At 66.8% G+C, this 22,326-nt stretch carries 20 protein-coding genes and 1 pseudogene; 6 read left to right on the top strand and 15 right to left on the bottom strand.

Annotated elements, in window-relative coordinates; translation table 11 throughout:
* The first annotated feature begins 12 nt into the window (after positions 1-12).
* The 3 genes from NCW75_13125 (at position 13) to NCW75_13115 (ending at position 2,183) form a co-directional block, all read left to right on the top strand.
* Positions 13-924, top strand: a complete 912-nt coding sequence (locus NCW75_13125) for a hypothetical protein (GenBank protein UYV12227.1) — start codon at positions 13-15, stop codon at positions 922-924.
* Between the two features lie 107 nt (positions 925-1,031).
* A complete protein-coding gene (locus NCW75_13120; protein UYV12226.1) occupies positions 1,032-1,475 on the top strand; it encodes a hypothetical protein in 444 nt (147 codons plus the stop codon).
* 159 nt (positions 1,476-1,634) lie between these two features.
* A complete protein-coding gene (locus NCW75_13115) occupies positions 1,635-2,183 on the top strand; it encodes an asparaginase (protein UYV12225.1) in 549 nt (182 codons plus the stop codon).
* Here the strand turns inward: NCW75_13115 and NCW75_13110 are convergent.
* Positions 2,180-2,914 carry a hypothetical protein gene (locus tag NCW75_13110; protein ID UYV12224.1) on the bottom strand — a complete coding sequence of 245 codons (735 nt, stop codon included), beginning with the start codon at positions 2,912-2,914 and terminating at the stop codon, positions 2,180-2,182. The two genes, NCW75_13115 and NCW75_13110, sit on opposite strands and share 4 nt — an antisense overlap.
* A gap of 245 nt (positions 2,915-3,159) precedes the next feature.
* Between NCW75_13110 and NCW75_13105 the strand changes: the two genes are divergently transcribed.
* Complete coding sequence (locus tag NCW75_13105; protein UYV12223.1) at positions 3,160-5,142, top strand: CRTAC1 family protein; 1,983 nt, start codon at positions 3,160-3,162, stop codon at positions 5,140-5,142.
* A gap of 106 nt (positions 5,143-5,248) precedes the next feature.
* Here the strand turns inward: NCW75_13105 and rplU are convergent, their stop codons facing one another.
* The 8 genes from rplU to ubiE form a co-directional block, all read right to left on the bottom strand.
* Positions 5,249-5,581, bottom strand: coding sequence for a 50S ribosomal protein L21 (gene rplU / locus NCW75_13100; protein UYV12222.1), 333 nt, complete (start codon positions 5,579-5,581; stop codon positions 5,249-5,251).
* Positions 5,582-5,698: 117 nt separating this feature from the next.
* Positions 5,699-6,409, bottom strand: coding sequence for a YwqG family protein (locus NCW75_13095; protein ID UYV12221.1), 711 nt, complete (start codon positions 6,407-6,409; stop codon positions 5,699-5,701).
* Positions 6,410-6,412: 3 nt separating this feature from the next.
* A complete protein-coding gene (typA, locus tag NCW75_13090; protein UYV12220.1) occupies positions 6,413-8,284 on the bottom strand; it encodes a translational GTPase TypA in 1,872 nt (623 codons plus the stop codon).
* Between the two features lie 102 nt (positions 8,285-8,386).
* On the bottom strand, positions 8,387-9,880 hold the full coding sequence (locus NCW75_13085; protein ID UYV12219.1) for a hypothetical protein: 1,494 nt from the start codon (positions 9,878-9,880) through the stop codon (positions 8,387-8,389).
* Positions 9,877-10,725: a hypothetical protein gene (locus NCW75_13080; protein UYV12218.1), complete on the bottom strand. Its 849-nt coding sequence runs from the start codon at positions 10,723-10,725 to the stop codon at positions 9,877-9,879. The genes NCW75_13085 and NCW75_13080 overlap by 4 nt, the downstream gene beginning before the upstream one ends.
* A complete protein-coding gene (locus NCW75_13075) occupies positions 10,715-11,347 on the bottom strand; it encodes a sigma-70 family RNA polymerase sigma factor (protein ID UYV12217.1) in 633 nt (210 codons plus the stop codon). Before NCW75_13075 ends, NCW75_13080 begins: the two co-directional genes overlap by 11 nt.
* 132 nt (positions 11,348-11,479) lie before the next feature.
* Positions 11,480-12,172: a B12-binding domain-containing protein gene (locus NCW75_13070; GenBank protein UYV12216.1), complete on the bottom strand. Its 693-nt coding sequence runs from the start codon at positions 12,170-12,172 to the stop codon at positions 11,480-11,482.
* Positions 12,173-12,358: 186 nt separating this feature from the next.
* Complete coding sequence (gene ubiE / locus NCW75_13065) at positions 12,359-13,153, bottom strand: bifunctional demethylmenaquinone methyltransferase/2-methoxy-6-polyprenyl-1,4-benzoquinol methylase UbiE (protein UYV12215.1); 795 nt, start codon at positions 13,151-13,153, stop codon at positions 12,359-12,361.
* Positions 13,154-13,217: 64 nt separating this feature from the next.
* On the opposite strand from ubiE, the gene NCW75_13060 reads away from it, so the two are divergent.
* Positions 13,218-14,225, top strand: a complete 1,008-nt coding sequence (locus tag NCW75_13060) for a M48 family metallopeptidase (protein UYV12214.1) — start codon at positions 13,218-13,220, stop codon at positions 14,223-14,225.
* Positions 14,226-14,309: 84 nt separating this feature from the next.
* Here the strand turns inward: NCW75_13060 and NCW75_13055 are convergent, their stop codons facing one another.
* A complete protein-coding gene (locus tag NCW75_13055) occupies positions 14,310-15,338 on the bottom strand; it encodes a membrane dipeptidase (GenBank protein ID UYV12213.1) in 1,029 nt (342 codons plus the stop codon).
* Positions 15,335-16,333, bottom strand: a complete 999-nt coding sequence (locus tag NCW75_13050) for a hypothetical protein (GenBank protein UYV12212.1) — start codon at positions 16,331-16,333, stop codon at positions 15,335-15,337. The genes NCW75_13055 and NCW75_13050 overlap by 4 nt, the downstream gene beginning before the upstream one ends.
* A 144-nt stretch (positions 16,334-16,477) precedes the next feature.
* Here NCW75_13050 and NCW75_13045 point away from each other — a divergent pair, with 144 nt between their 5' ends.
* Positions 16,478-18,778 (top strand): choice-of-anchor B family protein, encoded by a 2,301-nt coding sequence (locus NCW75_13045; GenBank protein UYV12211.1) that lies wholly within the window; start codon positions 16,478-16,480, stop codon positions 18,776-18,778.
* A 97-nt stretch (positions 18,779-18,875) separates the two neighbouring features.
* Here NCW75_13045 and NCW75_13040 read toward each other — a convergent pair whose 3' ends face one another.
* From NCW75_13040 to NCW75_13025, 4 genes and pseudogenes are all read right to left on the bottom strand, one after another.
* A complete protein-coding gene (locus NCW75_13040; protein UYV12210.1) occupies positions 18,876-19,721 on the bottom strand; it encodes a DUF4097 family beta strand repeat-containing protein in 846 nt (281 codons plus the stop codon).
* A gap of 97 nt (positions 19,722-19,818) precedes the next feature.
* Positions 19,819-20,037, bottom strand: coding sequence for a GreA/GreB family elongation factor (locus NCW75_13035; protein UYV14198.1), 219 nt, complete (start codon positions 20,035-20,037; stop codon positions 19,819-19,821).
* 48 nt (positions 20,038-20,085) lie between these two features.
* Positions 20,086-20,289 (bottom strand): annotated as a pseudogene (locus NCW75_13030) (transcription elongation factor GreA).
* A 1,004-nt stretch (positions 20,290-21,293) separates the two neighbouring features.
* The gene (locus NCW75_13025; protein UYV12209.1) at positions 21,294-22,322 is read right to left on the bottom strand and encodes a hypothetical protein; all 1,029 of its coding nucleotides are present in this window, start codon (positions 22,320-22,322) and stop codon (positions 21,294-21,296) included.
* Positions 22,323-22,326 lie beyond the last annotated feature (4 nt).

Raw genomic sequence — 22,326 nt, 5'->3', positions numbered from 1 at the left:
AGGAGGATTTAAATGAAGCGTGCAATCACCATCGTAGGGCTGGCGTGCGGCGCTGTTGCGGCGTCGGCCAACGCCCAGATCTTCGTCGGGCTCGAGGGCGGCTCGCCCAACACCAATACGTCCGACCTGTCGGGCTTCCCCAGCGTCTCGTGGGTACCCGGTGTGAGCGTGGACGTCAGTGGGGCGGCGGGCAAGGGTGATGGTAGCGTCTATTTCTGCAACGGCGCATTCACCACCGTGCTGTACGAGCACGACTTCTCGGGCTCGCCCATGCCGCTAGCGACCATCGATCGCGACATACATGCCATGGCCTACGACGGCGTGACGCTCTACGGCTACTCGAACTTCTCTCCCGTCAAGGGTATCTACAGCATCGATCCGGCGACGGGTGCCACCCAGTTGGTGTACGACATCCACAGCGGTACCGGCTTCCGCTTCTTCGCGCTCGACTATAACGGTGCCGACGGGCTGCTCTACGGCTACACCGAGTACGGCGACACCGGACTGTGGGCTATCGACATTGACGCGCAAGAGATGACCAAGGTCGTCGACCCCTACCCCGCCGACAACACGCAGGGCCGGGCGATGGCCATTGGCAACAACACCGTGTACATGCTTTCGACGCGCGGTGATGAGGGCGTGCCCGGCTTCTCGTACGACCTCTCCCAGGTCGCGGGCGGAGAGTGGGTGGGCTTCACCAACCCCTACGACAGCAGCGCCACCGGCGGTGCCGCCTGGATGGGCCCGCTCGAGTCTCCCTGCCGAGCCGATCTCGACGGAGACGGCGAGTTGACCGTGTTCGACTTCCTGGCGTTCCTCAACCTTTTCGACGCCGGCAGCGTTCGCGCCGACCTGGACGGCGACGGCTCGCTCACGATCCTCGACTTCCTGGCCTTCCAGAACGAGTTCGACGCGGGGTGTTAGACGCGCTGTGGCTACGACCGCTCGGCCTCCCCTACAGAACCGAACCGCGAGCGTGCCGTATAGACATGCGGCGCGTCTTCGCGCGCCGAATTGGAAGCTTGTTTCTCATGGCCGCCCCGCCCGAGCCCATCCCGGTCTGCCGGCATTGCGCGTACAGCCTCGAGGGGTTGCCGGGCTACATCTGCCCAGAGTGTGGCGGTGATGTGCGGCCACCGCCACCGCCCGCGCCGCCGCCGGCACACTGGGCGAAACGCTCGCAGCGCCTCTGGGCGTGCTCCATCCTGGCTACGGGGGTGTTGTGGTCAATCCTCTTGGCGATCCCGATGCGACGCTCGTACTTCGAGGGCTACACCCATCTCGGTGAAGACGGAGTGATGGTGATCCTGACCGGTGTGGTCGGCCTGCATGCGATCGGCCTCTTCTTTGTGCTGCGCCGCCGCCACGCTTTCAGGGCCATCGATCCGGGCACCGTGCCGCTCAACGCGATCTTCCTGCTGATCGTCGTGCCGGTGATCGTGTTCGTGATCCTGGCACCACTCACTACACACTGAACACCAGCGGGAAGATGCCGCCGGGGTGGACCACGGGCTTATCGTGGGTGGGGTTCTTCGTCGCCAGGGTGGTCTTCATGGGGAGGTCTCCTTGTGGATTCTCAGGGATGCGCCCGGGCCGCCACCCCGGCGTGCGCGGCCGCACGCCTATAAACGCCCATGCCCCCCCCGAAGCCCCCGCTGCCCGTTGAACGCCGCATCGCCGTGCTGACCACCGGCGGCACCATCGAGAAGAGCTACGACGAGTACACCGGCGAGCTGGCCAACCACCGCTCGATCGTCCGCCGTAAGCTGGGCCGCCTGCGGCTGTCGGCCGCCGAGGTAGGCGTCACCGAGCTGATGAGCAAGGACAGCCTCGAGCTGACGGACCACGATCGCCGAGCGATCTTGGAAGCCGTCCGCGAGACACTCGCGGCCGATCCGAAGCCCACCGGCGTGGTCATCCTGCACGGTACCGACACGCTGGCCAAGACGGGTGACCTGCTGCACACCGAGCTTGGCACGCTAGCGGTCCCGGTGATCCTGACCGGCGCGATGCGCCCCTTCGCCATGGCGCGCAGCGATGGCGTGCAGAACCTGACCGAGGCCCTGTTCGCCACTGGCGTGCTCTCGCCCGGCGTGTGGTGCGTGTTCCACGGCCGGGCGCTGCCCTTCCCCGGCGTAGCGAAGGACCGCTCGCGTGGAACGTTCTTCCGCGTTGGAGATTAGTTCTTCATCCACGGTGGCGTCCGGCCGTCCGCGGTCCACAGTGCCGATACGGCGATGCGGAGGTTCTGATTCATGAACATCGTCGCGATGCCGCGGGCGGTGGGGCGGGCGATGGCCGTGGCGAGCGCAAGCGTGAGCCAGCCGACGAAGAAGTGGAGGATCGAGGCGATGACCTCGCCCTCCGAGGGTGCGTCAAAGCCGCTCGAGTGGAAGGCAATCGTGCTGAGGCCCCCGATGATCACGGGAATGAGCGAGAGCAGCATGAGCCGCCGCGTGGTCAGGTGGGGCATGCCGATGGCCGCCGTCAACGCGAAGATGAGCATGACCGGCGGGAACCACAGCATGTCGCTGAGCGCTGCCCAGTCGAGGAAGTCGCCGTTCCAGCGGGCCCAGGACGCCGCCGAGGCCGACATGCCAAACATGAACATGCCGCTGCCCATCAGCCCCCCGAACACGAAGCCCCACCACACGAATGCCGAGGCGTAAACCATCCGCCGGCGCACGCTGGGCTTCAGTTCCTGGACTTGCGCCGGCCACACCCGCCCGCACTCTGGGCAACGGCACACCAGGAATTTGTACTTGGGCTCCAGATGGATTGCTTGCCCACGGAGGTCGTAGCGGCACTGCGGGCACGTCCAGCCGTCGGTGATCGCGGCGATCACCTCGCCCAGTTCGTGATCGGTGAATCTGGAATTGGCGGGCCCCGGGCGCGAGGCGGGCGTCTCAGTCATCGGCGGCTCCCAGGCTGGGCACGAGATTGGTGTTTGTTCGCAATGCTACGAAAAAAGGCTTGACAACGCGCTCCATTTCTGGGATATTGGTGTTTCGTTGGTCGGCGCTTCTCGTGTTCCGGCTGCCAGCGTGGCTGGTTCCGGGATGGTGCCGTCTTGGGTACGGGTCCAAACGGGCCCGAGTCAGAGGGGGTTTGCGGGGTGCACCGTCGTGGGTGTGCTCCCTGGAGACGGGGGATTCGAAAATGAAGAGTACCGCAAAGAGCGGTCCGGGCCTTGCGCTCGGGCGTTGCAACAGTTGTGCCATCGCCGCAATGGCCTCGGCCATCGGCCTGGCGTGTAGCCTGGCGAGCGCCCAGACGTTCGCACTCGAAGACGTGAGCGACCTTGTGGGCATCGATTCGGCCGACTACACGTCGGCCCCAGGCATGATCGCCGGCATTGCCGCGGTGGATTACAACAACGATGGGTACGTCGATTTCTTCGTGCCCAGCGCCGAAGGCGTGCCCGACCTGCTGTACGTGAACAACGGCGACGGGACTTTCGCCGAGATGGCCGAAGAAATGGGCGTCTCGGGCGGTGACGGGGTCGACAAGCCGCGCTCGCGCGTCGCGCTGTGGCTTGATTATGACGGCGACCGCCGCCTCGACCTCCTGGTGCTGGGCGATTCGTTCTTCACGCCCATCGACGAGATCAACTACGGCTGGGCGACGCCCCGGCTCTTTCATCAGCTGCCCGACGGCACCTTTGAGGATGCCAGCGACGCGACGGGGTTGAGTGACCTCGATCTTGTCAGCGACCACCGCGGCCTCGACCCCGGCTCACCCGCGACGACTCTGCTCCGCCATCAGGGCGGTGTGGCCGCGGGCGACCTCAACGGTGACGGCTATATCGATCTGATGATCGGGGTCTGGTCCGCCGCCGGCGAGAACGACCCCGACGAGATCGGCGGCCGCCTGCTGCTGAACCAGCCCGACCCCAACACCGGCGGCCGGCGCTTCGAGGACGTCTCCATCGACGTGCTCGCCCCGGGCGTGGCAGAGCCAGGGACCGACAATTTCGGCAGCTTCTGGCAGATCGTCATGAACGACTTCAACGGTGACGGGCTGCTGGATATCTATGGCGCCTGCGACATGGACAAGAACCACCTCTGGCTCAACCAGGGCAGCTACGAGGATCCCGATCGCCCGGGCGTCATGCTCATGCACCCGATGCTCGACGTGACCGACTCCGCGGGCGCGACCGACCCCATGCCCGAGACCGACATGGGCGTGGCCCTGGGCGACACCAACGCCGACGGCCTCTTCGACATCTTCGTGACCATCACCGACACGCCCGGCTCGGCCCTGCACAACAACTTCTTCCTGTCGCAGACCGACGAACCGACCTTCATCGAGGCCGCCGCCGCCGCGGGCGTCAGCGAGATGGGCGGCAAGTTTGGCTGGGGCTGGGGCACGACCTTCCAGGACATGGACCGCGACGGCTGGCCCGACCTGCTCATCACTAACGGCTTCAACTCGTGCGTCGATCGCCCGCGCATGATGCTCCACGACGGCGACCCCGACAACGTGAGCTTCACCGAGCAGGTCAGCGATGCGCTCACCCTCGTCGAGCGGGGCTCGTCGATCATCGGTGCCGACCTGGGCCGCAACGGGTGCATCGACCTCCTGCACACCGTGACCATCTCGGCCGGCCCCACCGGCTGCGAGGGCTCCTCGGTCAAGATCCTCAGGAACGTTCCAGATATCGATGACCCGCTGCCGCACTGGATCACCGTCCGCCCGCGCATGACCGGTCCCAACTTTCACGCCATCGGTGCTGTCGTCCGCGTCGAGCTCGCCGGCGCCGCGACCGACCTCGACATGGTCCGCCTGCTCACCGCCGGCATTAGCATGGCCGGCCAGGAGCCCGCCGAGGCCCACTTCGGCTTGAGCGCCGACGCCGAGCCGAGCGACATGCTCACCGTCACCATCCAGTGGCCCGACGGCTCGGCCCCGACGGTCATCGAGGGCACGATCGATCAGATCGGCGATCGTGTGCTGCACGTCGGCCCATGCTCGGTGGTCGATATGGACGGCGTCGACGGATTGTCCTTCTTCGACCTGCTCGAGTACCTCAACCGCTTCGAGGCCGGCGACCTAGCCACAGACCTGGCCGCCCCTTTCGGCACGCTCGACTACATGGACGTTCTCGAAGCGATTAACCAGATCGAAGCCGGCTGCCCGTAGGCCGGCACGCGGACCCGTTCTCCTTCCCTACCCCGGGAAGCAAAACACCCGCCTTCCTTCTCGGGAGGCGGGTGTCTTTGTGTTGCTCGGAATGGTGGGGGCCGGCTCAGCCGTTCAGGCCGGTGACCTTCACCAGCGTGTAGCGCTGGCGGTGGCCGGTCTTGGTGCGCGAGTTCTTCTTGGGGCGGATCTTGTGGATGTCGAGCTTCTCGCCCTTGACCACCGGCTCGACGATCTCGGCCGTCACGCTCGCGCCGCCGACCAGCGGGGTGCCGACCTTCGCCGAGCCGCCCGCGTCGCCGATGACCAGGACCTTGTCGAAGGTGATCGAGTCGCCCTTGCTGGCCTCACCGCCCTTATAGAGGTCGATGAGGATCTCCTCGTCCTGGCTGACTTTGCGCTGGCCGCCCGATTCTTCGATGATCGCGTAGGTGGTCATGGCTCGAATCCTATCAAATACCGCACGGCGATTGGGGCGAGAGGGAAAACCTCCCGGCTTGATGCCCGGGCCACGGCGGGTCGAGATGTTAGCAGGGGTTCTGGGCCGGGGAAAGGGCTAGTGGCACTGCCACTCCATCGCCCACTGATCGCGGTGCTCGCCCGTGCCACGCCCGAAGTACATCGAGCCGGCATCGCCGATCCAGAGATTCAGATCCGGATCGCTGTCGATCTGGAACGCGTACTTCGGGTTGGCCGGGTGCTTGTTGTGCGGGGCCCAGTAAATCTCGGACTGGACTATGTTTGGCCAGCCGCCAACACGCGCTCTGTACTCGCGATCCAAGCCCTTCTTCGGCCATTGATCCAATTCGATCTCGTCCGAGACGTCTTCCCAGTCGGGCGTGTCGCGTTCCAGCAGTTGGTACGTCAGCGGAGCACCGCCGAAGCCGAAGTCGACCTCGGGCCGTTCAATTTCCACAAGGTCGGCAGCCGAGGCATAGCTTCGAAGGACCCACGAACCGGGTTGTTCTTTGCAGAACGCCTCTCCGACGTGCCCCTCTTCGAACTGCACGAACACGGTAATGACCTGAAAGTCGCACAGCTCTTCTGGCACGAACGGCATCTGATCCAACCGCAGCTGGGCGATCGGAGCCAGCGGCTGCCCGTCGAACTCGGGCCACGTCTCGCCTGGCGCGGCGACAGCCACATGCCCCAGCCAACTTCCGTGCGGGTCGCCCTCATCGGCTTCGAGATCGGGAATGAGCAGCGTGCACGGCTTGCCGTACCGCTCGATGATGTCCGATGCTTTCAGTCGCTTTGGTTTTGCCATGAACTAAACCCCCACCTTCTCCTTATCCTTCTTCTGTCGCTCCGCTCGCTTGCGCATGCCCTCGTCGAGGATGCGCTTGCGCAGGCGCACGCTCGTGGGGGTCAGCTCGACCAGTTCGTCGTCCTCGATGTACTCCAGCGCGTCTTCCAGGCTCAGCGTGCGCGGGGCCTTGAGCGTGACGGTGGCCTCCTTGTTGGCCATGCGGATGTTGGTGAGCGCCTTCAGGCGGATGATGTTCACCGGGATGTCGTTGTCGCGGTTGTGCTCGCCCACGACCTGGCCGCCGTAGACCTTGTCGCCCGGCTTCACGAACAAGATGCCGCGGTCGTGCAGTTGCTCGACGGCGTGGGCGGTCACCTGGCCGGCCTCGGTGGCGATGAGCACGCCCTGCTGGCGGCCGGAGCTATCGCCGGCCATGGGCACGTAGCGCTCGAAGCGGTGGCTCATGATGGCCTCGCCCTGGGTCGCCGTCAGCAAGCGGCCGCGTAAACCAATGAGCGCCCGGCTGGTGATCTCGAAGACCATGTGGCTGGTGTGGCCGCCGCGGTCTTCCATCTTCTTGAGTTCGCCCTTGCGCGCGCCGACGAGTTCCATCACCTTGCCCATGCTGGCCACGGGCGCGTCGACCACGAGCACTTCCAGCGGCTCGTGTTTCTCGCCGTCGATCTCTTTGATGATCACGCGAGGCCGGCCGATGCTCATCTCGTAGCCCTCGCGCCGCATCGTCTCGAAGAGGATGCCCAGGTGCAAGAGCCCACGCCCCGCCACGATGAACTCGTCGCTGGTCACGCCCGCCTCGACGCGCAGGGCCACGTTGCTCTGGAGTTCCTTGTCCAGGCGCTCCCGGATCTGCCGGCTGGTGACGAACTTGCCATCCTGCCCGCCAAAGGGCGAGTCGTTGATGCGCATCTGGATCGACACCGTTGGCTCATCGATGGTCACCGGCGGCAGCGCGACGGGGTTCTCCGGGTCGGCCAGCGTGTCGCCGATATCCACGCCCTCGATGCCGATCGCTGCGAACAGATCGCCCGCCAGCACGCTCTTGGCGTCGAGCCGGCCCAGCCCCTCGAAGCGCTGCAAGCCGCTCACGCGCACGTTCGTCTGCGATCCGTCACGCTTCATGAGCGCCACCTGCTGGCCCGATTTCAGCTCGCCCGCGAACACGCGGCCGATGCCGATGCGCCCGACGTAGTCGCTATACGCCAGGGTGGTGATGAGTGCCTGCAGCGGCTTGGTCGCGTCGTCTTTGGGCACGGGCACGTGCTCAAGGATCGACTCGAACAAGGGCCGCAGGTCCGTCCCGGTCTCGCCCTGCTCAAGCGATGCCCAGCCGTCACGGGCCGAGGCGTACACGACGGGGAAGTCCATCGCGTGCTCTTCGGCACCCAGCTCGACGAGCAGGTCGAACACCTCGTTGATGACGCCCTGCGGGCGCGCGTCGGGCCGGTCGCACTTGTTGATGACCACCAGCGGCTTGAGCCCGGCCTCGAGCGCCTTGCCCAGAACGAAGCGCGTCTGCGGCATCGGGCCCTCGAACGCGTCGACCAGCAGCAGCGCGCCGTCGGCCATCCGCAGCACGCGCTCGACCTCGCCGCCGAAGTCGGCGTGGCCCGGCGTGTCGATGATGTTGATGGCAAAGCTCTCGCCGTCCGGCCGCGCGTAGCGCACCGCGCAGGTCTTGGAGAGGATGGTGATGCCCCGCTCGCGTTCGAGCGGGTTGCTGTCCATGATGAGCTCGCCCTGCCCGCCGGCGAGCTTCTCAAGCTCGCCGGCGCGGAAGTTGCCCGATTGGCGGAGCAGCCCGTCCACGAGCGAGGTCTTGCCATGATCGACGTGGGCGATGATCGCCACGTTCCGAATGCCTGCGTCGGCCATAATAAAGTGCAGTCCCGGCGGGATTCCGCATCGCCGGCGCGTCGCCGGTGCTGTTCCCAAAGTGCGATAGCAAGGGTAGTCGCCTGCCCCGCGATTCGCTTCTCATTGCCCCATCGGGTCACGCAAGTCCAGCACGATCCGTCCACGCACCCCGTCGTGGCCCTTCTCGATCGCCCACCTCGCCCGCTCGATCAGCGCGGAGAGCGACGCGAACCCGGCCATCTCGGTCCGGGCCAGCCGGGGATCGGGCAGTTCGACCGTCGATTGCAGAAGGGTCCAGAGTTCGTGGGGCCAGGCCGATCCGTGCAGGCCGATGGTCCTTGGGCTCGGGCGGTCGAGCGCCTCGATTACGATCTCCACCGCTTGGGCCCGGGGCTGCTTGTCCGGTGGTGGCGGGGGGGTTGCCTCGGTCGGGCCGGCCGTCAACGCGACGACCAACTCCGCCGGCCCGCCCGCCGGTTTCAGCACCGTCCAAGCCATCAGGGCGTCGGGCCCGAAGATAGCCCGGGAGGCCTCGGTCTCGGCCAATTCGCGGATGCGGACCTGGCCCAGGTCGGCCGAGGGTTGCCCAACGGGGAACGCCGCGCTCGCCCCGGAAGAGGACAAGGGCAGCCGCGCCCCAAGATCAACGCCCTCGGGCCCTCGCCGGACAACCAACTCGCCCGTCTCGCGTGACACGGTGAGCCCGTCGGGCACCAGACCGATGAGCCCCGCGCGCTCCAGCACCCCGGCCACGATGGCAATGCCCGGGCCGGTCACGTCAAGCATCACGCCATCGGCCATCTCTGGCGGCTTCGGGCCGGGTTTCACCCCACCGGCGGTAGGGCTCAAGCCGATCTCGATCTTGCTCTCACGAGCGGCGGCCCAGAGAGCCAGCGTGTGCATGGGCTCGCGCTCGTCCCACAGGCTTCGCTCGATGTCCCCGAACAAGCCTTCGGCACCCTGCGGTTGCCAGAAGCCGCGCACCACGGCACCGATGGGCGCGGGCTTGAGCGCGTCGGCCGAAACCGGCTTGGCCTTCCCCACCGAGACCGCGAGGGTTTGGGTCAAGAGCCACTCGGCACCCGCGGGCGCCAGTGCGAGCACACCGCGATCGTCGGCAAGCGGCGGCAATGTTGCAACGAAGAACGACTCTTCTTCGAGCTGGAAGACCGCGCGGCCGTGCACGATCCTGCGCGGCACCGCTTGCGTTCGGCGGAGCATGCGCACGTCCATGGCCGGTTCCACTACGGTCAATACCATCCAATCCAAGGATGATCGCGCGTCGCGTTTCCCGAATGCCAGCACCGCGTGCCCGCCGAGCAAGCCGTCGAACGCCTCGACCTCGCTCACGCCCAGCCGCTTGGCGAACAGGCTCCAGGCTCGCCTTGAGTTCGTGAGCGCGTCGTGCTCTTCCATCCAGAGCGAGACCGCGTCGCCGATCTTGCTCGCACGCAGTTTCGTTGCGTTATCGACCGAGAACGCGCCGACGATGTCACGCGGCAGCCGCTCGAGCAGCTCGGTGCCCAGCGCATCATCACCGCGTGCAACCCGCGGGCCGCACAGCGCCATTGCCAGCATGACAACTGCCAGCCACGCGCGGCCCACGGCGTTCATTCCCGGTCGCGATCTTCGTTTGCTGGGTCGTCCATGCGAAGGATCAGCCACAGCGCGCGCCCGCCGTTGGGATGATGCAACACCTCGGCATGGGGGCCGGGGCGGCCCCACCAGCCCCGATCGCTCGAATGGGGCGTGCGCACCACACTGGCCGAGCGTTGTGCATCCATGGGCAGCGGGCCCATGAGCATCGCCGACGCGCGCTGCTCTTCGAGGCCCGATTGCCGGGCGAACATCGGCAGCCGTGCCATGGCGCGCGTGTCACGCGGTGCGGCTTGCTGCTGGCGCAAGGGCGAGAAGCTGCCCGCCGGATCGGGCCGGAGGTCGAACACGATGGTCCGCTCGGCCTTGCTCTGGTCGACCGAGTCCGAGAGCTCCTGATGGACGTTGAGCGGGACGATGCGCATGGAGGCCGCGTCGGCGTTGCCGCCCTCGATGAGCGCGCTCAGCGGCCGCTGGCTCTCGGGCAGGCGCAGCTCGGGCGGTGTGAGCCGCACGAACAACACCACGCCGGCGGTGAGCGCGAGCGCCGCCAGCGCCACGGCAGACCGCCCGGCCATCACGAACCGGCGGCCGCGCTTGTTGAGGTACCCACGCGTGCCCTCGCACTGGGTCAGCACCCGATCGGTCAGGTCGGTGCCAAGCCCCGCGTCCGAGCCGCTCTGGCGCAGCAACGAGACCGCTTCGCTCGTGCGGCTGAACTCCTCGGCCAGCACCGGGTCGTGGCGCAGCGCTTCGTGCAACTGCCCCTTTCCGGCGCGATCGAGATCGCCATCGAAGTACGCGTCGAGCAAGTCGCGCGCATTGGGGGTGGTGTTCCCACCCGGTGTCGTCTCACGTTTCATCGGCTACCCCACGATCGACCCGTTGCTCTGACTGAGAATGAGAATGGGCAGAACGCAACGCCGCGTGTTCGGCACGAATGGCCTCGAGCGCGACGCGAAGTTTTCGGCGGCCACGATGCAGGTGGCTCTTGACAGTGCCCGCGGGCATGAGATAGTGCTCGGCGATACGGGCGATCGGCCAGTCGCATTGATGGAACAGCACGACCACGTCGCGCTGCACCTCGGGAAGGCGGCTGAGCGCCTCGTCAAGGTCGCTGCGCGATTGCGAACGTTCCTCGCCGAGATCGATATCGTGCTGCGGGCCGCTCACGTCGCCCGCAGAAAACGAGACCAGATCGCTGTCGTACGTTGGCGAATGCTTCTGCACCATGTTGCAGTGCAGCCGCTTGGCGATCGTGAACAGCCATGTTGAGAAGCGGAAGCGGGTATCAAAACGGTGCAGGTTGGTCAACGCCCGGACGAATGCCTCTTGCACCACGTCCTCGGCCATCTCGGGCCGGCCGCAGCGGCGGAGCATGAAGGCGTACAGCGACGCCTGGTGAGCCTTGATCAGCCCGGCCGCGGCAGTGCGGTCGCCGGCGAGGGCGGCGTGGATCAGGTCTTGTTCGCTCTGGCGGTCCATGGCTTCATCTCACTATACCACAAGCCCGACCCGGGGTTGCACCCGGGGCGGGCTCGCATCGATTGGTCACGGATTTGGTATCGGCCAAGGCTGGCCACAAGGTCCGAAAAGTAGGTAACTTCGCGGATGGACTCAAGCCGCGCTCTTGCGACGCCGGCGGCGAGGCCGGGCCTCGGTCCGGATGTGGGCGTCTTCGATCAGCGATTGGACCACGTCCAGCGGGTCCTCGCCCCACAGGTCGGCACCGATCTCCTCGGCCAGCCCGTTCGCCCGGTTAAACACGCCGCCGCCCACGGCCACCTGCATGTCCCGTTCGGGGTAATCCTCGTGGATGGTGTCGATCAGGTCGCGGATGTGCGGCAGGTCGTTGGCACCCGAGGCGAACAGCACGAGGGCAGAAGGCCGCCGGGCCTTGATCTCGGCCAGCAGCTCGTCGTTGGGGATGCCCCCGCCGCCAAAGTGGACCGTGAAGCCCTGGCTGGAGAGCATGTCGACGGCGAGTTGGCCGGCGAGATCATCGGAGTCCCTCGGGCCACACACGACCACGATAGTGCGCCCGTTGTTGGTGGTCGGGACGATCAGCCCGGCAGTCTGATCGGCCAGCACGCGGAGCAGGCGTGTGGCGTAGTGGTGGCTCAGCTTGGTGAGCTGATCGTTGCGGAAGAGCTTCTCGATCCTTTCATACGTAGGCCAGTACATCTCGGTGATCAGGTCGACGGCCGTATCGCCGGCCTCCAGGGCCCGCAGCACCACCTGCCGAGCCTCGACCCGATCACCAGTCACCAAGACGTCGAAGAACCGTTCCCGGAGCGCGTCCGTGCACATCGTGCTTCCCCTGATTCCGGCCCGCCGCACTCGCGGAGGTCCAATGCCTTTGCCCCCAGGCCGGCGACCATCGCCGCCCGCAGGCGGGGGATACATCGCCCGACGGGTGTGCGCAAAACCATGGTGGTGAAAAATCTTTGAAATGGCAGAACGTGCGCGGCAATCCCTGCGCGGCCGGACGCCCGATTACCGCTTACGTCCGAAATAACACGCGCAGATACCGCCACTGAGCGACTTCGCACCAACTTCTTCAAGCCCGGCGGCCCCCATGAGGCCCACCACGCGATCGCGTGTCAGGAAGGTCTCGACCGATCGTGGCAGGTACTGGTACGCCCCGGATCGATCGCCGCTGATCCAGGTGGCTGTGCGGGGCATGACAACCTTGGTATAGAAGTCGTGCCCCCAGCGGACGGGTGCCAGGCGGGGGCGGTCGAATTCCAGGATCACCAGCCGCCCGCCGGGTCGCAGCACGCGTGCGAACTCGCCGATGGCCGCCTCGGGCCGCTGGACGTTGCGCAACCCGAAGGCGATGGACACCACGTCGCAGCAGGCGTTGGCCAGCGGGAGGGCCATGGCGTCGCCCTCGATATAGAAGAGTTTGCTAGATTGATGGTTATTTAAGTCATTTTGTCTATATCGAGCCCGCTCGAGCATGGCGTGGGTGAAATCCACGCCGATCACCGCCGCTGCGGGCGTTGCCGCGAACGCCTCGGCCAAGTCTCCGGTGCCGCAGGCCACGTCGACCACCACATCGCCGGTGTTCACAGCTGCCTTCTTCACGGCCGCCTTGCGCCAGCGTTGGTCGAGCATGAAGGAGTGGACGCGGTTGTTGAGGTCGTACGAGCCGGCGATCGAGGTGAACATCTGGCGGACTCGATCGGCTTTATCGGACTGGTGGTGCGGATCCGCGAGCGACCGGCCGTCCCACGCGGGCGGTGAAACTTCCTTCAGGGGCGGCTCGGGGGGGGAACTCTGGCTCATACGCTGTCAGAAGGATAGAGCACACCACGTCTTGGCTTCGCCTCGATCAAGGGAGGGTTTGGGAATGTCCGGCACGAAGAAGGTACTGGCCACCATGGCACTGGTGACCGCCGCAGTTTTCACCGGCTGCGCCACCGACCCCACGACCGGGGACAGGTTCTTCAGCATCTACACCTGGGACCAGGAGACCGCGCTCGGGCTCGAGGCGGCGTCGTCGTTTACCGACGAGTTCGGCGGCGATCTGCCCAACGAGAGCGTGCGGGCCTACGTCACGGAGGTGGGCTCATCGATGATCCCCCACGTCGAGGAGGGCGTGCCCGACGATCTGCCGTGGGAGTTCACGATCCTCAACTCAGACGTCGTCAACGCCTTCGCGCTGCCCGGCGGGCAGGTGTTCATCACGCGCGGGCTGGCGTCGCAGCTCGACAACGAGGCCCAACTCGCGGGTGTTCTCGGCCACGAGATCGGCCACGTTACCGCGCGGCACGGCAACCAGCAGATGAGCAAGTCGGTTGCGCTCCAGGGCGGGCTTGCCGCGAGCGCGCTCGTGATTGGCGCTGCCGATGAGGACAGTGTGCTGCGGCAGTACGGTACGTATGGCTTGCCCGTCGCGCAAGTTGGCGGGCAACTCGTGCTGCTCAGCTACGGGCGCGATGCCGAGTACCAGTCCGACGAGCTTGGCATGCGGTACATGTCGCTGGCCGGCTACAAGCCGAGTGGCCAGCGCGGCGTGATGCAGAAGCTCGCCCAGCTCAGCTCGGGCGGCCAGCGTCCGCCGGCCTGGCTCGCGACGCACCCCTACCCCGAGGCCCGCATCGACCGCATCAACGAGCTGCTGCGCACGACCTTCGCGCAAGCCGAGGCGAGCGGTGCGAACGAGAAGTTCCCCGATCGCTACCGCCAGCGCATGCTCCAGCCGCTGGCGAGCATGCCCGCCGCGCCGCCACCGCCGACCGGTGATGGAACGGCGATGCTGCCCGACGCGGCGATCTGGTGCGCGTTGTGTGGCGATGATGCGGACGACCAGACGCTCGCGGCGCGCTGGTCACGGCGTGTGAACGCGCACGAGTAATCAGAGTTTACGAGCCCCCTCGCGCGAGCGAGGGGAATTGTCACTCGTACATGCATTCCCCTCGCTCGCGCGAGGGGCTCGTTCTTATTCCCAGTCCATCCCCAGCACCCGCGCCCAGTTCCCCCCCGCGAACCCCGCAACCTCGGCTTCGCTCCACCCCTCACCGCGCAGCATGTCCAGCAGTTTGTGCAGGTCGCTCGGCTCGTTGACGCCCTCGGGCAGGTCGGTGGCCGCGAAGCCGCCGTCCATGTCGGTGCCCAGGCACACGGTGTCCTTACCGGCGATCTCGGCGATGTGCAGCGTGTGGTCGAGCGTGGTGCGTAGCGGCGGGCGCTTCCTGGTCTTGTCGAAGTTGGGATCGAGGAACGGCGCGTAGAGGTTCACGCCGATGACGCCATCGCGGCGCGCGATCTCGGCGATGGTCTCGTCGCGTAGGTGGCGTTGGTTCTTCCCGCCCAGTAAGGCCCGGGAGTTGCTGTGGCTGGCGACCACTCTGCCGTCGGACATCGACAGCAATTCGTCCATCGCATTGTCGCTCAGGTGCGAGAGGTCGTGGAAGAGGCCCGCGGCGTCGATGGCGCGCACGACGTCCTTGCCCTCAGCGGTCAGGCCCGACTTCTGCGCGTTGCCGCCCGCGTAGCGCGAGCCCAGCGCCCACGCCAGGCCGATGGCGATCACGCCCTGCTCGGCCCACCACGAGACCTCGTTCGCGTTGGTGATGGGGTCGGCGCCCTCCATCAGGATGCCGAGCGCGAGCGGCGCGCTGCCAACATTCGGCAAGAGGTCGATGACGCCGGCGTCGCGCCAGGCGTGGTAGAGCTTGAGTTGTCGCAGCCCGGCGCGATGCGCCGCCTCGGCGTCGCCCGGCGGATAGGTGTGGCCGAACCCGCCGAGCTGTAAGCCCGTCGGCGAGTCTTGCTCGCTCATCTCGGTAAAGATCGTGCCCAGGCAGCCGCGCACGTTGCCGCTCTTCAGCGACGGCAGCGTGACCGCCGCGGGCAGCAGCGTGCCGCGGCACTGGTCGAGTTCGGCGTGCATGTCGCGGCCGATCTCGGCGAAGTACGCAAGGTCGAGATGTCCGTCGAAGATCGGCGTCGACGCCGCGTGCGTCACGGGCCCACCACTTCGGGCTGGTCTTCGGGCTCGTCCTCGTCGGGCTCGGCTATCCCGCCGGGGTACGCCCGCAGCGGGAGGCTCTCGAACTCGATATGGAAGTGTGTTGGCTCGAAGAAGGTGCCGGGCTCAGTGCGCAGCCAGGGGTCGCTCACGTGGCGGAACAGCTCATACGGCAGTTCGGCGCGCAGGCCGATCGCTCCGGTTTCCTGGTTGAGGCTGAAGCGAACGGTCGCGAAGCGCTCGGCCGGCTGCGGCGGTTCGTCGCCCTCGGGGTCGCTGCCCTGGCGGTAATAGCGCGGCGCGTCGGCGGGGAGTTCGCCCTGGACGACGCGGATGACGCCTGGGCGGCCGTTGTTTTTGGTGATGGCACCGCCGAGGTTCTCGTCCGCGCGGGCGGTGTTGTATTGGTCGACCGCGCTCGCGTCGAGCCCGCACTCACGAAGGTCGTCGAGGTGGTACTGCAGGTGGTTGAGCGCCGTGCTCCGTGTGGGCCGTGCGTCTTCCAGGAAGCGCACGCCCTGGAGGCGGACCTCGACCGACGAGCCGGGCTTGATGTCGGCAAAGAACGGCTTCTCGACATCCTCTCGATAGAAGCCCACGCGTACGACGGCGCCGAGCGGATGGCCGCGTCCGAGCTCGATCCGCGTGCCACCGACGGCGGCGAAGGCCAGTACGTTCAATCCCAGGTCGACCCGGTCGTTGCTGGTGCCCCAGGGCAGGGTGCGGGCCAGCTCGACGCGTGTGCCGTCACGCTGGATCCATGAGATCATGATCGTTGGTTCGTGGGCGTCGTCGATGAACAGCGGCCGGCCCGAGCCGCGATCTTGGGCGTCTTGGGCGGGGGGTTCACCCCTGGGCTGGTCTTGGGTGGGCTGGCCGTCTTGGACCTGGCCCGAACCCCCAAGAGCCAGGGTGAGGCAGCCAAGGGTGGCCACCGCCACGCGACAGCCGACCGATGACCGCCACGGACGGCGAAATTTGACCATGGGCATGGGTTCACTCCAGCAACCGGGCGCTTCTTCTTCGCCCGATAGGCCGGGAATGGTACATGGCCCGCACGCGCGATGGCAAAATAGCACGATTCTGAAACAGGTAGGCTGCGGATTGACGTATGCTCTGCCAGGGAGCATCAAAGCATGAAGAAAATGACGGCGAACTGCCAAAACCGTTTGGTTTCTGCTCGGAATTTGCGATTGGCCGCGTTCGGCCTCGCGGGCACCGGAGCCCTTACGCTGGCCATCTCGGCCGGTGCACACCAGAACTGGCGTGTCCTGCGGGACGCTCTGCCGGCCGTCTCCGCGCCCATGTGGACGTTGGCGGGCCAGGCGCAATTGCAAGACGGCGGCCCGGGCGGAGACGCCCCGCCCACCGACATGTTCGAGAGCCACAACGTCACGCTGCTCTCGTGGATCCCCCTCAGCGCGTTCCCGGGGGGCCACAGCGAGGGCAACGATTGCTGGGGGTACACCAGCCCCAGCGGCCGCGAGTACGCCATCATGGGCCTACGACGCGGCTACGGCTTCGTTGAGGTCACCGACCCGACCAACCCGGTCATCATCGACTGGGTCGAGGGCCCCAGCAGCGGCTGGCACGACGTCAAGGTCATCGGGCAGTACGCCTACGGCGTGAGCGAGGGCGGCTCGGGCATCCAGGTCATGGACATGGGCGAGATCGACGACGGCCGCGTCGCCCTGATCCAGAACAAGACCCAGCTGGGCCACAGCAGCACGCACAACATCATCTCGAATCCCGATTCGGGCTACATCTACCTGTGCGGTGCGAACATCGCCAACGGCGGCCTGATCGCCGTGAGCCTGGACGACCCGACCAACCCGATCATCGTGGGCGAGTGGACGACCCACTACGTGCACGACGCCCAGGTCGTCTCGTATACCTCGGGCCCGTACGCGGGCCGCGAGATCGCGTTCTGCCTGAACGGCGGCGACGGGCTCGAGATCGTCGACGTGACCGACAAGGGCAACATGTTCCTGGTCGGTCGTACCGACTACGCCCAGGCACGCTATACGCACCAGGCGTGGCTGAGCGAAGACAAGCAATTGCTCTACATGAATGACGAGCTCGACGAGGGCGACACCGTCTCGGTGACCACCACGCGCGTGTTCGATGTTTCGGATATCACCAACCCCACGCTCGCGTCGACGTTCACCACGGGTTTGGCCGCGATCGACCACAACAACTATGTCAAGGGCGACACGCTCTACCAGGCCAACTACCGCAGCGGCCTGCGTGTCTGGGACCTGTCGGACGACCCGCTCAACCCCACCGAGGTCGCGTGGTTTGATACGTTCCCCGGCAGCGACCGGGCCTCGTTCAACGGCGCGTGGAGCACGTACCCCTACTTCGATAGCGGCATCGTGCTCATCAGCGATATCGAGCGTGGGTTGTTCATCGTCGACGTGACCGCCGACGGCGCGGGCAAGCTCGAACTGACCGTGCCCGGCGGCGCACCGACAGAGGTTGCGCCACACGGCCAGACCATCCAGCTCGAGGTCAACGAACTGGCCGGCGCCGTCGACAGCGTCGACGTCAAGGTGCGCCTCGAGAGCGGCGATGTGCTGTCGGCCCCGCTGGCGTCCATCGGCGGCAGCCTGTACGAGGGCGCCATGCCCAACATGCCGTGCTTCGAGAACGTCGAGTATTGGTTCGAGGCGCAGACTAGCGACGGGCAGTTCTTCCGTACGCCGCTCTCGGCCCCGTTCATCAACTACGAGGCGTTCGTCGTCACCGACATCGAGCAGATCGTCAGCGATAGCTTCCAGACCGACACCGGCTGGACCGTTGCCGACTCGGACATCGAAGAGGGCGGCTGGGAGCGTGGTGCCCCGCGTGGCACCGGCGATCGCGGCGACCCGGCCGACGACTTCGATGGCACCGATTCGCTCTATACCACCGGACTCGGGCTCGACGTCGATCTCGACGGCGGCCCCACGCGCCTGAGCAGCCCGGTGTACGACCTCACCGCCGTTGGCGACGAGGCCCGCGTCCGCTTCGCCCTGTGGTACACCAACGACGACGGCGACGAGAATCTCGAGATCGAGATGTCGTCCAACGGCGGCAGCTCCTGGGTGCCCATCGAGTCGGTCCCCGGCCAGGGCCCAGCGTGGAGCCTCCGCACGTACCGCGTGGCCGACTTCGTCACGATCACTGACCAGTTCCGCATGCGGTTCATCGCCGCCGATCAGCCCAACGACTCGGTGACCGAGGCGGCCATCGATGCGTTCGAGATCGTTCGCATGACCTGTGATTCCTGCCGGGCCGACATCGACGGCGATGGCTCGCTCAACATCTTCGACTTCCTGGCCTTCCAGAACCTCTTCAGCTCGGGCGACCTGCTGGCCGACTTCGACGGCGATGGCTCGCTGACCCTGTTCGACTTCCTGGCCTTCCAGAACGAATTCGACGCGGGCTGCGACTGATCGAGCCCTGGCGAATTGAAAGAATCACGGCGATCGGGTGGGATTCACCCGATCGCCGTTTTCGTTTGTGCCACGGGTTCCTGGTGCCCTCAACGCCTTACGGCGTCACCACCACGATCGACCCGTTGCTCGTCGACAGCACGATCTCGCCCTCACCATCGCCCAGGTCGTGGTCGACGCTCGTGGCCGAGACGAGGCGGCGAGATTCGCCCGAGGCGCTGCGCTGGGACACGGTCGCCTTGCCGTTCGAGGTCGAGGCGCGGATGCGGCACGTGACCGGTTCGGTCAGGTCGAGCTGGATGCTGCCATTGCTGGTCGAGGCGCGCCAGTGGTAGGGTGCGCCGGCCGTGCCGGGCGAGGTGCCGCGGATGGTGATGGCCCCGTTGGACGATGCCAGGTCGAGTGTGCCGGCGCTATCGGTTACCTTGATGCTGCCGTTGCTTGTGCGTGCGACGGTGTCACCCTCGCGCTGGGTGATCGTGATCGATCCGTTGCTGGTCTGGACGTACGCCTTGCCCTCGCCGCCGGCTAGCCGTACGGATCCGTTGCTTGTTCGCGCGGTGACCGTGCTGAGGCCCGGCGCGGTGATCTCGAAGCTGCACTTTTCGTTGTTATGCCGCTCGCCATCGGGCCACACCGGGCGCACGACGAGAACGCCATCGTCGGTCAACGTGGCATTGATCGTAAACCGTTGGGCGCGATCCTCGCTGACCAACTTGGCCTCAGCCGACACCGTTGCCCCGCCCGCGCTGGCATCCTGGCTGATGACCACCTTGCCGTTGTTCGTGGAGACATCGATGCCCACAGTGGTCGCCGCGGGCACGGCCGAGGTCATTGAGGCCGGCACGGTCGCGCGCGGAGAGCCGTAGAAACAACCTGACAGCAAGGTCGACGACAGGGCCAGAGCGGCAATCAGAGCCGCGGAACGGCGATTGGTGATCATCTGGGTACCTCCACGATGCGAGTGCGAACCCAACTGGGATACCCAGTATTGGGCTCCCATCGCGGCGGCTTTCAGTGCTGGAAGTGTCGCGAGCGGCTTAGCTGATCTCAACGATCTCGAACCGCTTCACGCCACGCGGGGCGTCCACGCGGACGACCTCGCCCACGCGGGACTTCATCAGGGCGCTACCCATGGGGCTGTTGGCGGTCACCTCGTCGTAATCGTCGGGCGGATCGTCCGAGAACTCGCCCACCAGCTTGACCATCTCGTCCGCACCCTTGGGCCCGTTCTCTCTCACTTCGCGGATCTTGACCATCGACCCGAGGAACGCGACCTGGGCGTCCTTGGCCAGGGCGTCGTCGACGACCTTGGCGTTCTCCAGGCGGTCCTCGAGGCGGCGGATCTCGGCCTCTTCCATGCCCTGGAGCTCGCGGGCGCTGTGGTACTCGGCGTTCTCTTTGAGGTCGCCCAGCGCGCGGGCCTCGGCGATGCGCTCGGTGATCCTGGGGCGGTTGGCGACCAGCTCGTCCAGCCGGGCCTTGATCTTCGCCTTTTCCTCGGCGGTCATGTAGTCCATCGGGCGCCCTTCCTGTGTGCGCGCTTCCTGCGAGCGTCTCGCGTCGGGCACGAACGGCGTGCCCGAAAGACGATCCCCGCGTGCGCCGGGCACTGGGCCTCGGCCTCGCGGGGTGGTCGCCGATGCTATGGGCGTATGTGCGTCCGGGCCACCCTCGGTCTCGGCGGGTGTTTGGACAATCTTTGGGCGGCGGTCGAACGCGGCAAGCAAGAGCCACGCGAGCATCGCCACGCCCGATTGGGTGAGCAGCACGATCCAACGCCCACCGTCCACCGAACTCGCCCCAGGGCCAATCTCGCGCGGGTGGGCCAGGTCGATCATGGCCGAGACCGGGCTCAGCATGGTGGCCCAAGCCGGGCCGACCCGCAGGGCGACCAGCGGCAGCAGAGCGGCGGCCACGAAGCCCAGCATCGCCAGCGTCCGCACGATCCCGCTCGGGCCCCGGGCACCCACGAATGGCGTGCCCGCGTCGAACGTATCGCTGGTGGTTTGATCTGCCCCCGGCCTGAGCACCAGCGCCATCACCGCGCCGGCGAGCATGGGCCAGGCCACCAGGCTCAGGGCCATCGCGGCGATGAGGTCGATGGCCCAGCCCGCCCGCGCCGCCGCCTGGGCCCACACGACGGCCTGCGTGGGCGGCAGCAGAACCAGCATGTCCTTGAAGATCGCCCCCGACGCCCGCTCGCGGAGCGGCACGCTCTGGCTGAGGCGCGCCATGGGCCACAGCGCCGCGAGCCCGATCGCCACGCACAGCAGCATCGTGCGCGCGGCGTATTGGTACACGTCCTTGTCGAGCAGCGCCCAAGGCCCGCGGAACAGCAGCACGCCGATGGTCAGCAGGCCGGCGGCCAAAATGTACATGGCCCACAAGAACGCGAGCGTGCGCGGCTCGGCGCGGCGGTGGGCCCAGCGGTCTGGTTTCTTGGGCTTCTTGGGTTTCTTGGGCTTGTCGGGCCTGGTGTCGCGCAGATTGTTCGCTTCGGTGGCTTCGGTGCTCACGGCTGGCCCCCGCGGCCTCCCGTTCCGATGTCGTCGCCGATGAGCACGGTGCCCGGCCAGTGGATCTCGACGCGCTGCTGCCCGCCGTCGAGCTGGCCGGTCGCCTTGACGAGCTCGCGCAGATTGGCCAGCTTGCTCTCGTCGGGCACCTCGCCGCTGTACACGCCCTCGCCGCCGGGGGGCATGCCCCACACCACGCGACCGCCGGTGGTCGTGACGATCAGCAGCCGACGCTGCTCGGCGTGCTCGGCAAGGTCGATGCCGACGATCTGCGGGGCGAAGTTCTCGGAGGCGAGGAGCCGCAGCAGCGCGATCGCGTCGCGGACATCCTGGCCGGGCCAACTCGGATTGGTGTCGGTGCCGTCGATCGGCTTGGGCAGGCGCGAAGGGTTCAGGATGACCTTGAGGCCCGGGAAGCCCTCGGGCGGCCCACTCATGGGCAGCACGTCGGCGGTGGCATCGATTGCGGTATCGCGCAGGCCCTGGCGCGCGCCGTATTGGAACGCGCTGGATCGCACGACGGCCACCGGCCGGCGCCAGGCCATCTCGATGACCACGTCGTTGCGTTTCGCGGTGGCATCGTCGCCCTCGACGTTCGTGGGCCGCCGGCGGGAGACGCGGGGCGTGTCGGCCGCCCAGCCCGACGCCAGTATCGCCTGCTGCACGGCTCGCAACGGCTCGGGGCTCAACGCCTCGCCCGAACCCAACTCGCGGCTGGTCTGCGCGTACGCATTCACGGCGCGATCCATCACGCCGTCGAAGATGTCCTGAGGCATCTTCCAACCGGGTGGGGTGAGCCACACCTGCACGGTGCGAGACTCATTGCTGATGCGGCTCGCGGCGTTGCGGCCCAGCGCGGGGATGCCCACGCCCGCGCCGATCACCACACCCGCGGCCAGCACCAGCCCGATGCCCGCCAGCACGAGCTTGCGCGTCGAGCCCTCGGGCAGGAGGGGCTCGGAGCGGGCCTTGGGCTTGGCCTTGTCCTTGCGAGCGGTCTTCTTTGGTGCGGCTTTTCGTGGCATGGTT

The sequence above is a fragment of the Phycisphaera sp. genome, assembly GCA_025916675.1.
Lineage (GTDB): Bacteria > Planctomycetota > Phycisphaerae > Phycisphaerales > UBA1924 > JAHCJI01.
Note: the sequence above shows the minus strand (reverse complement) of the source record. Positions and strands in the feature narration are given on the sequence as shown.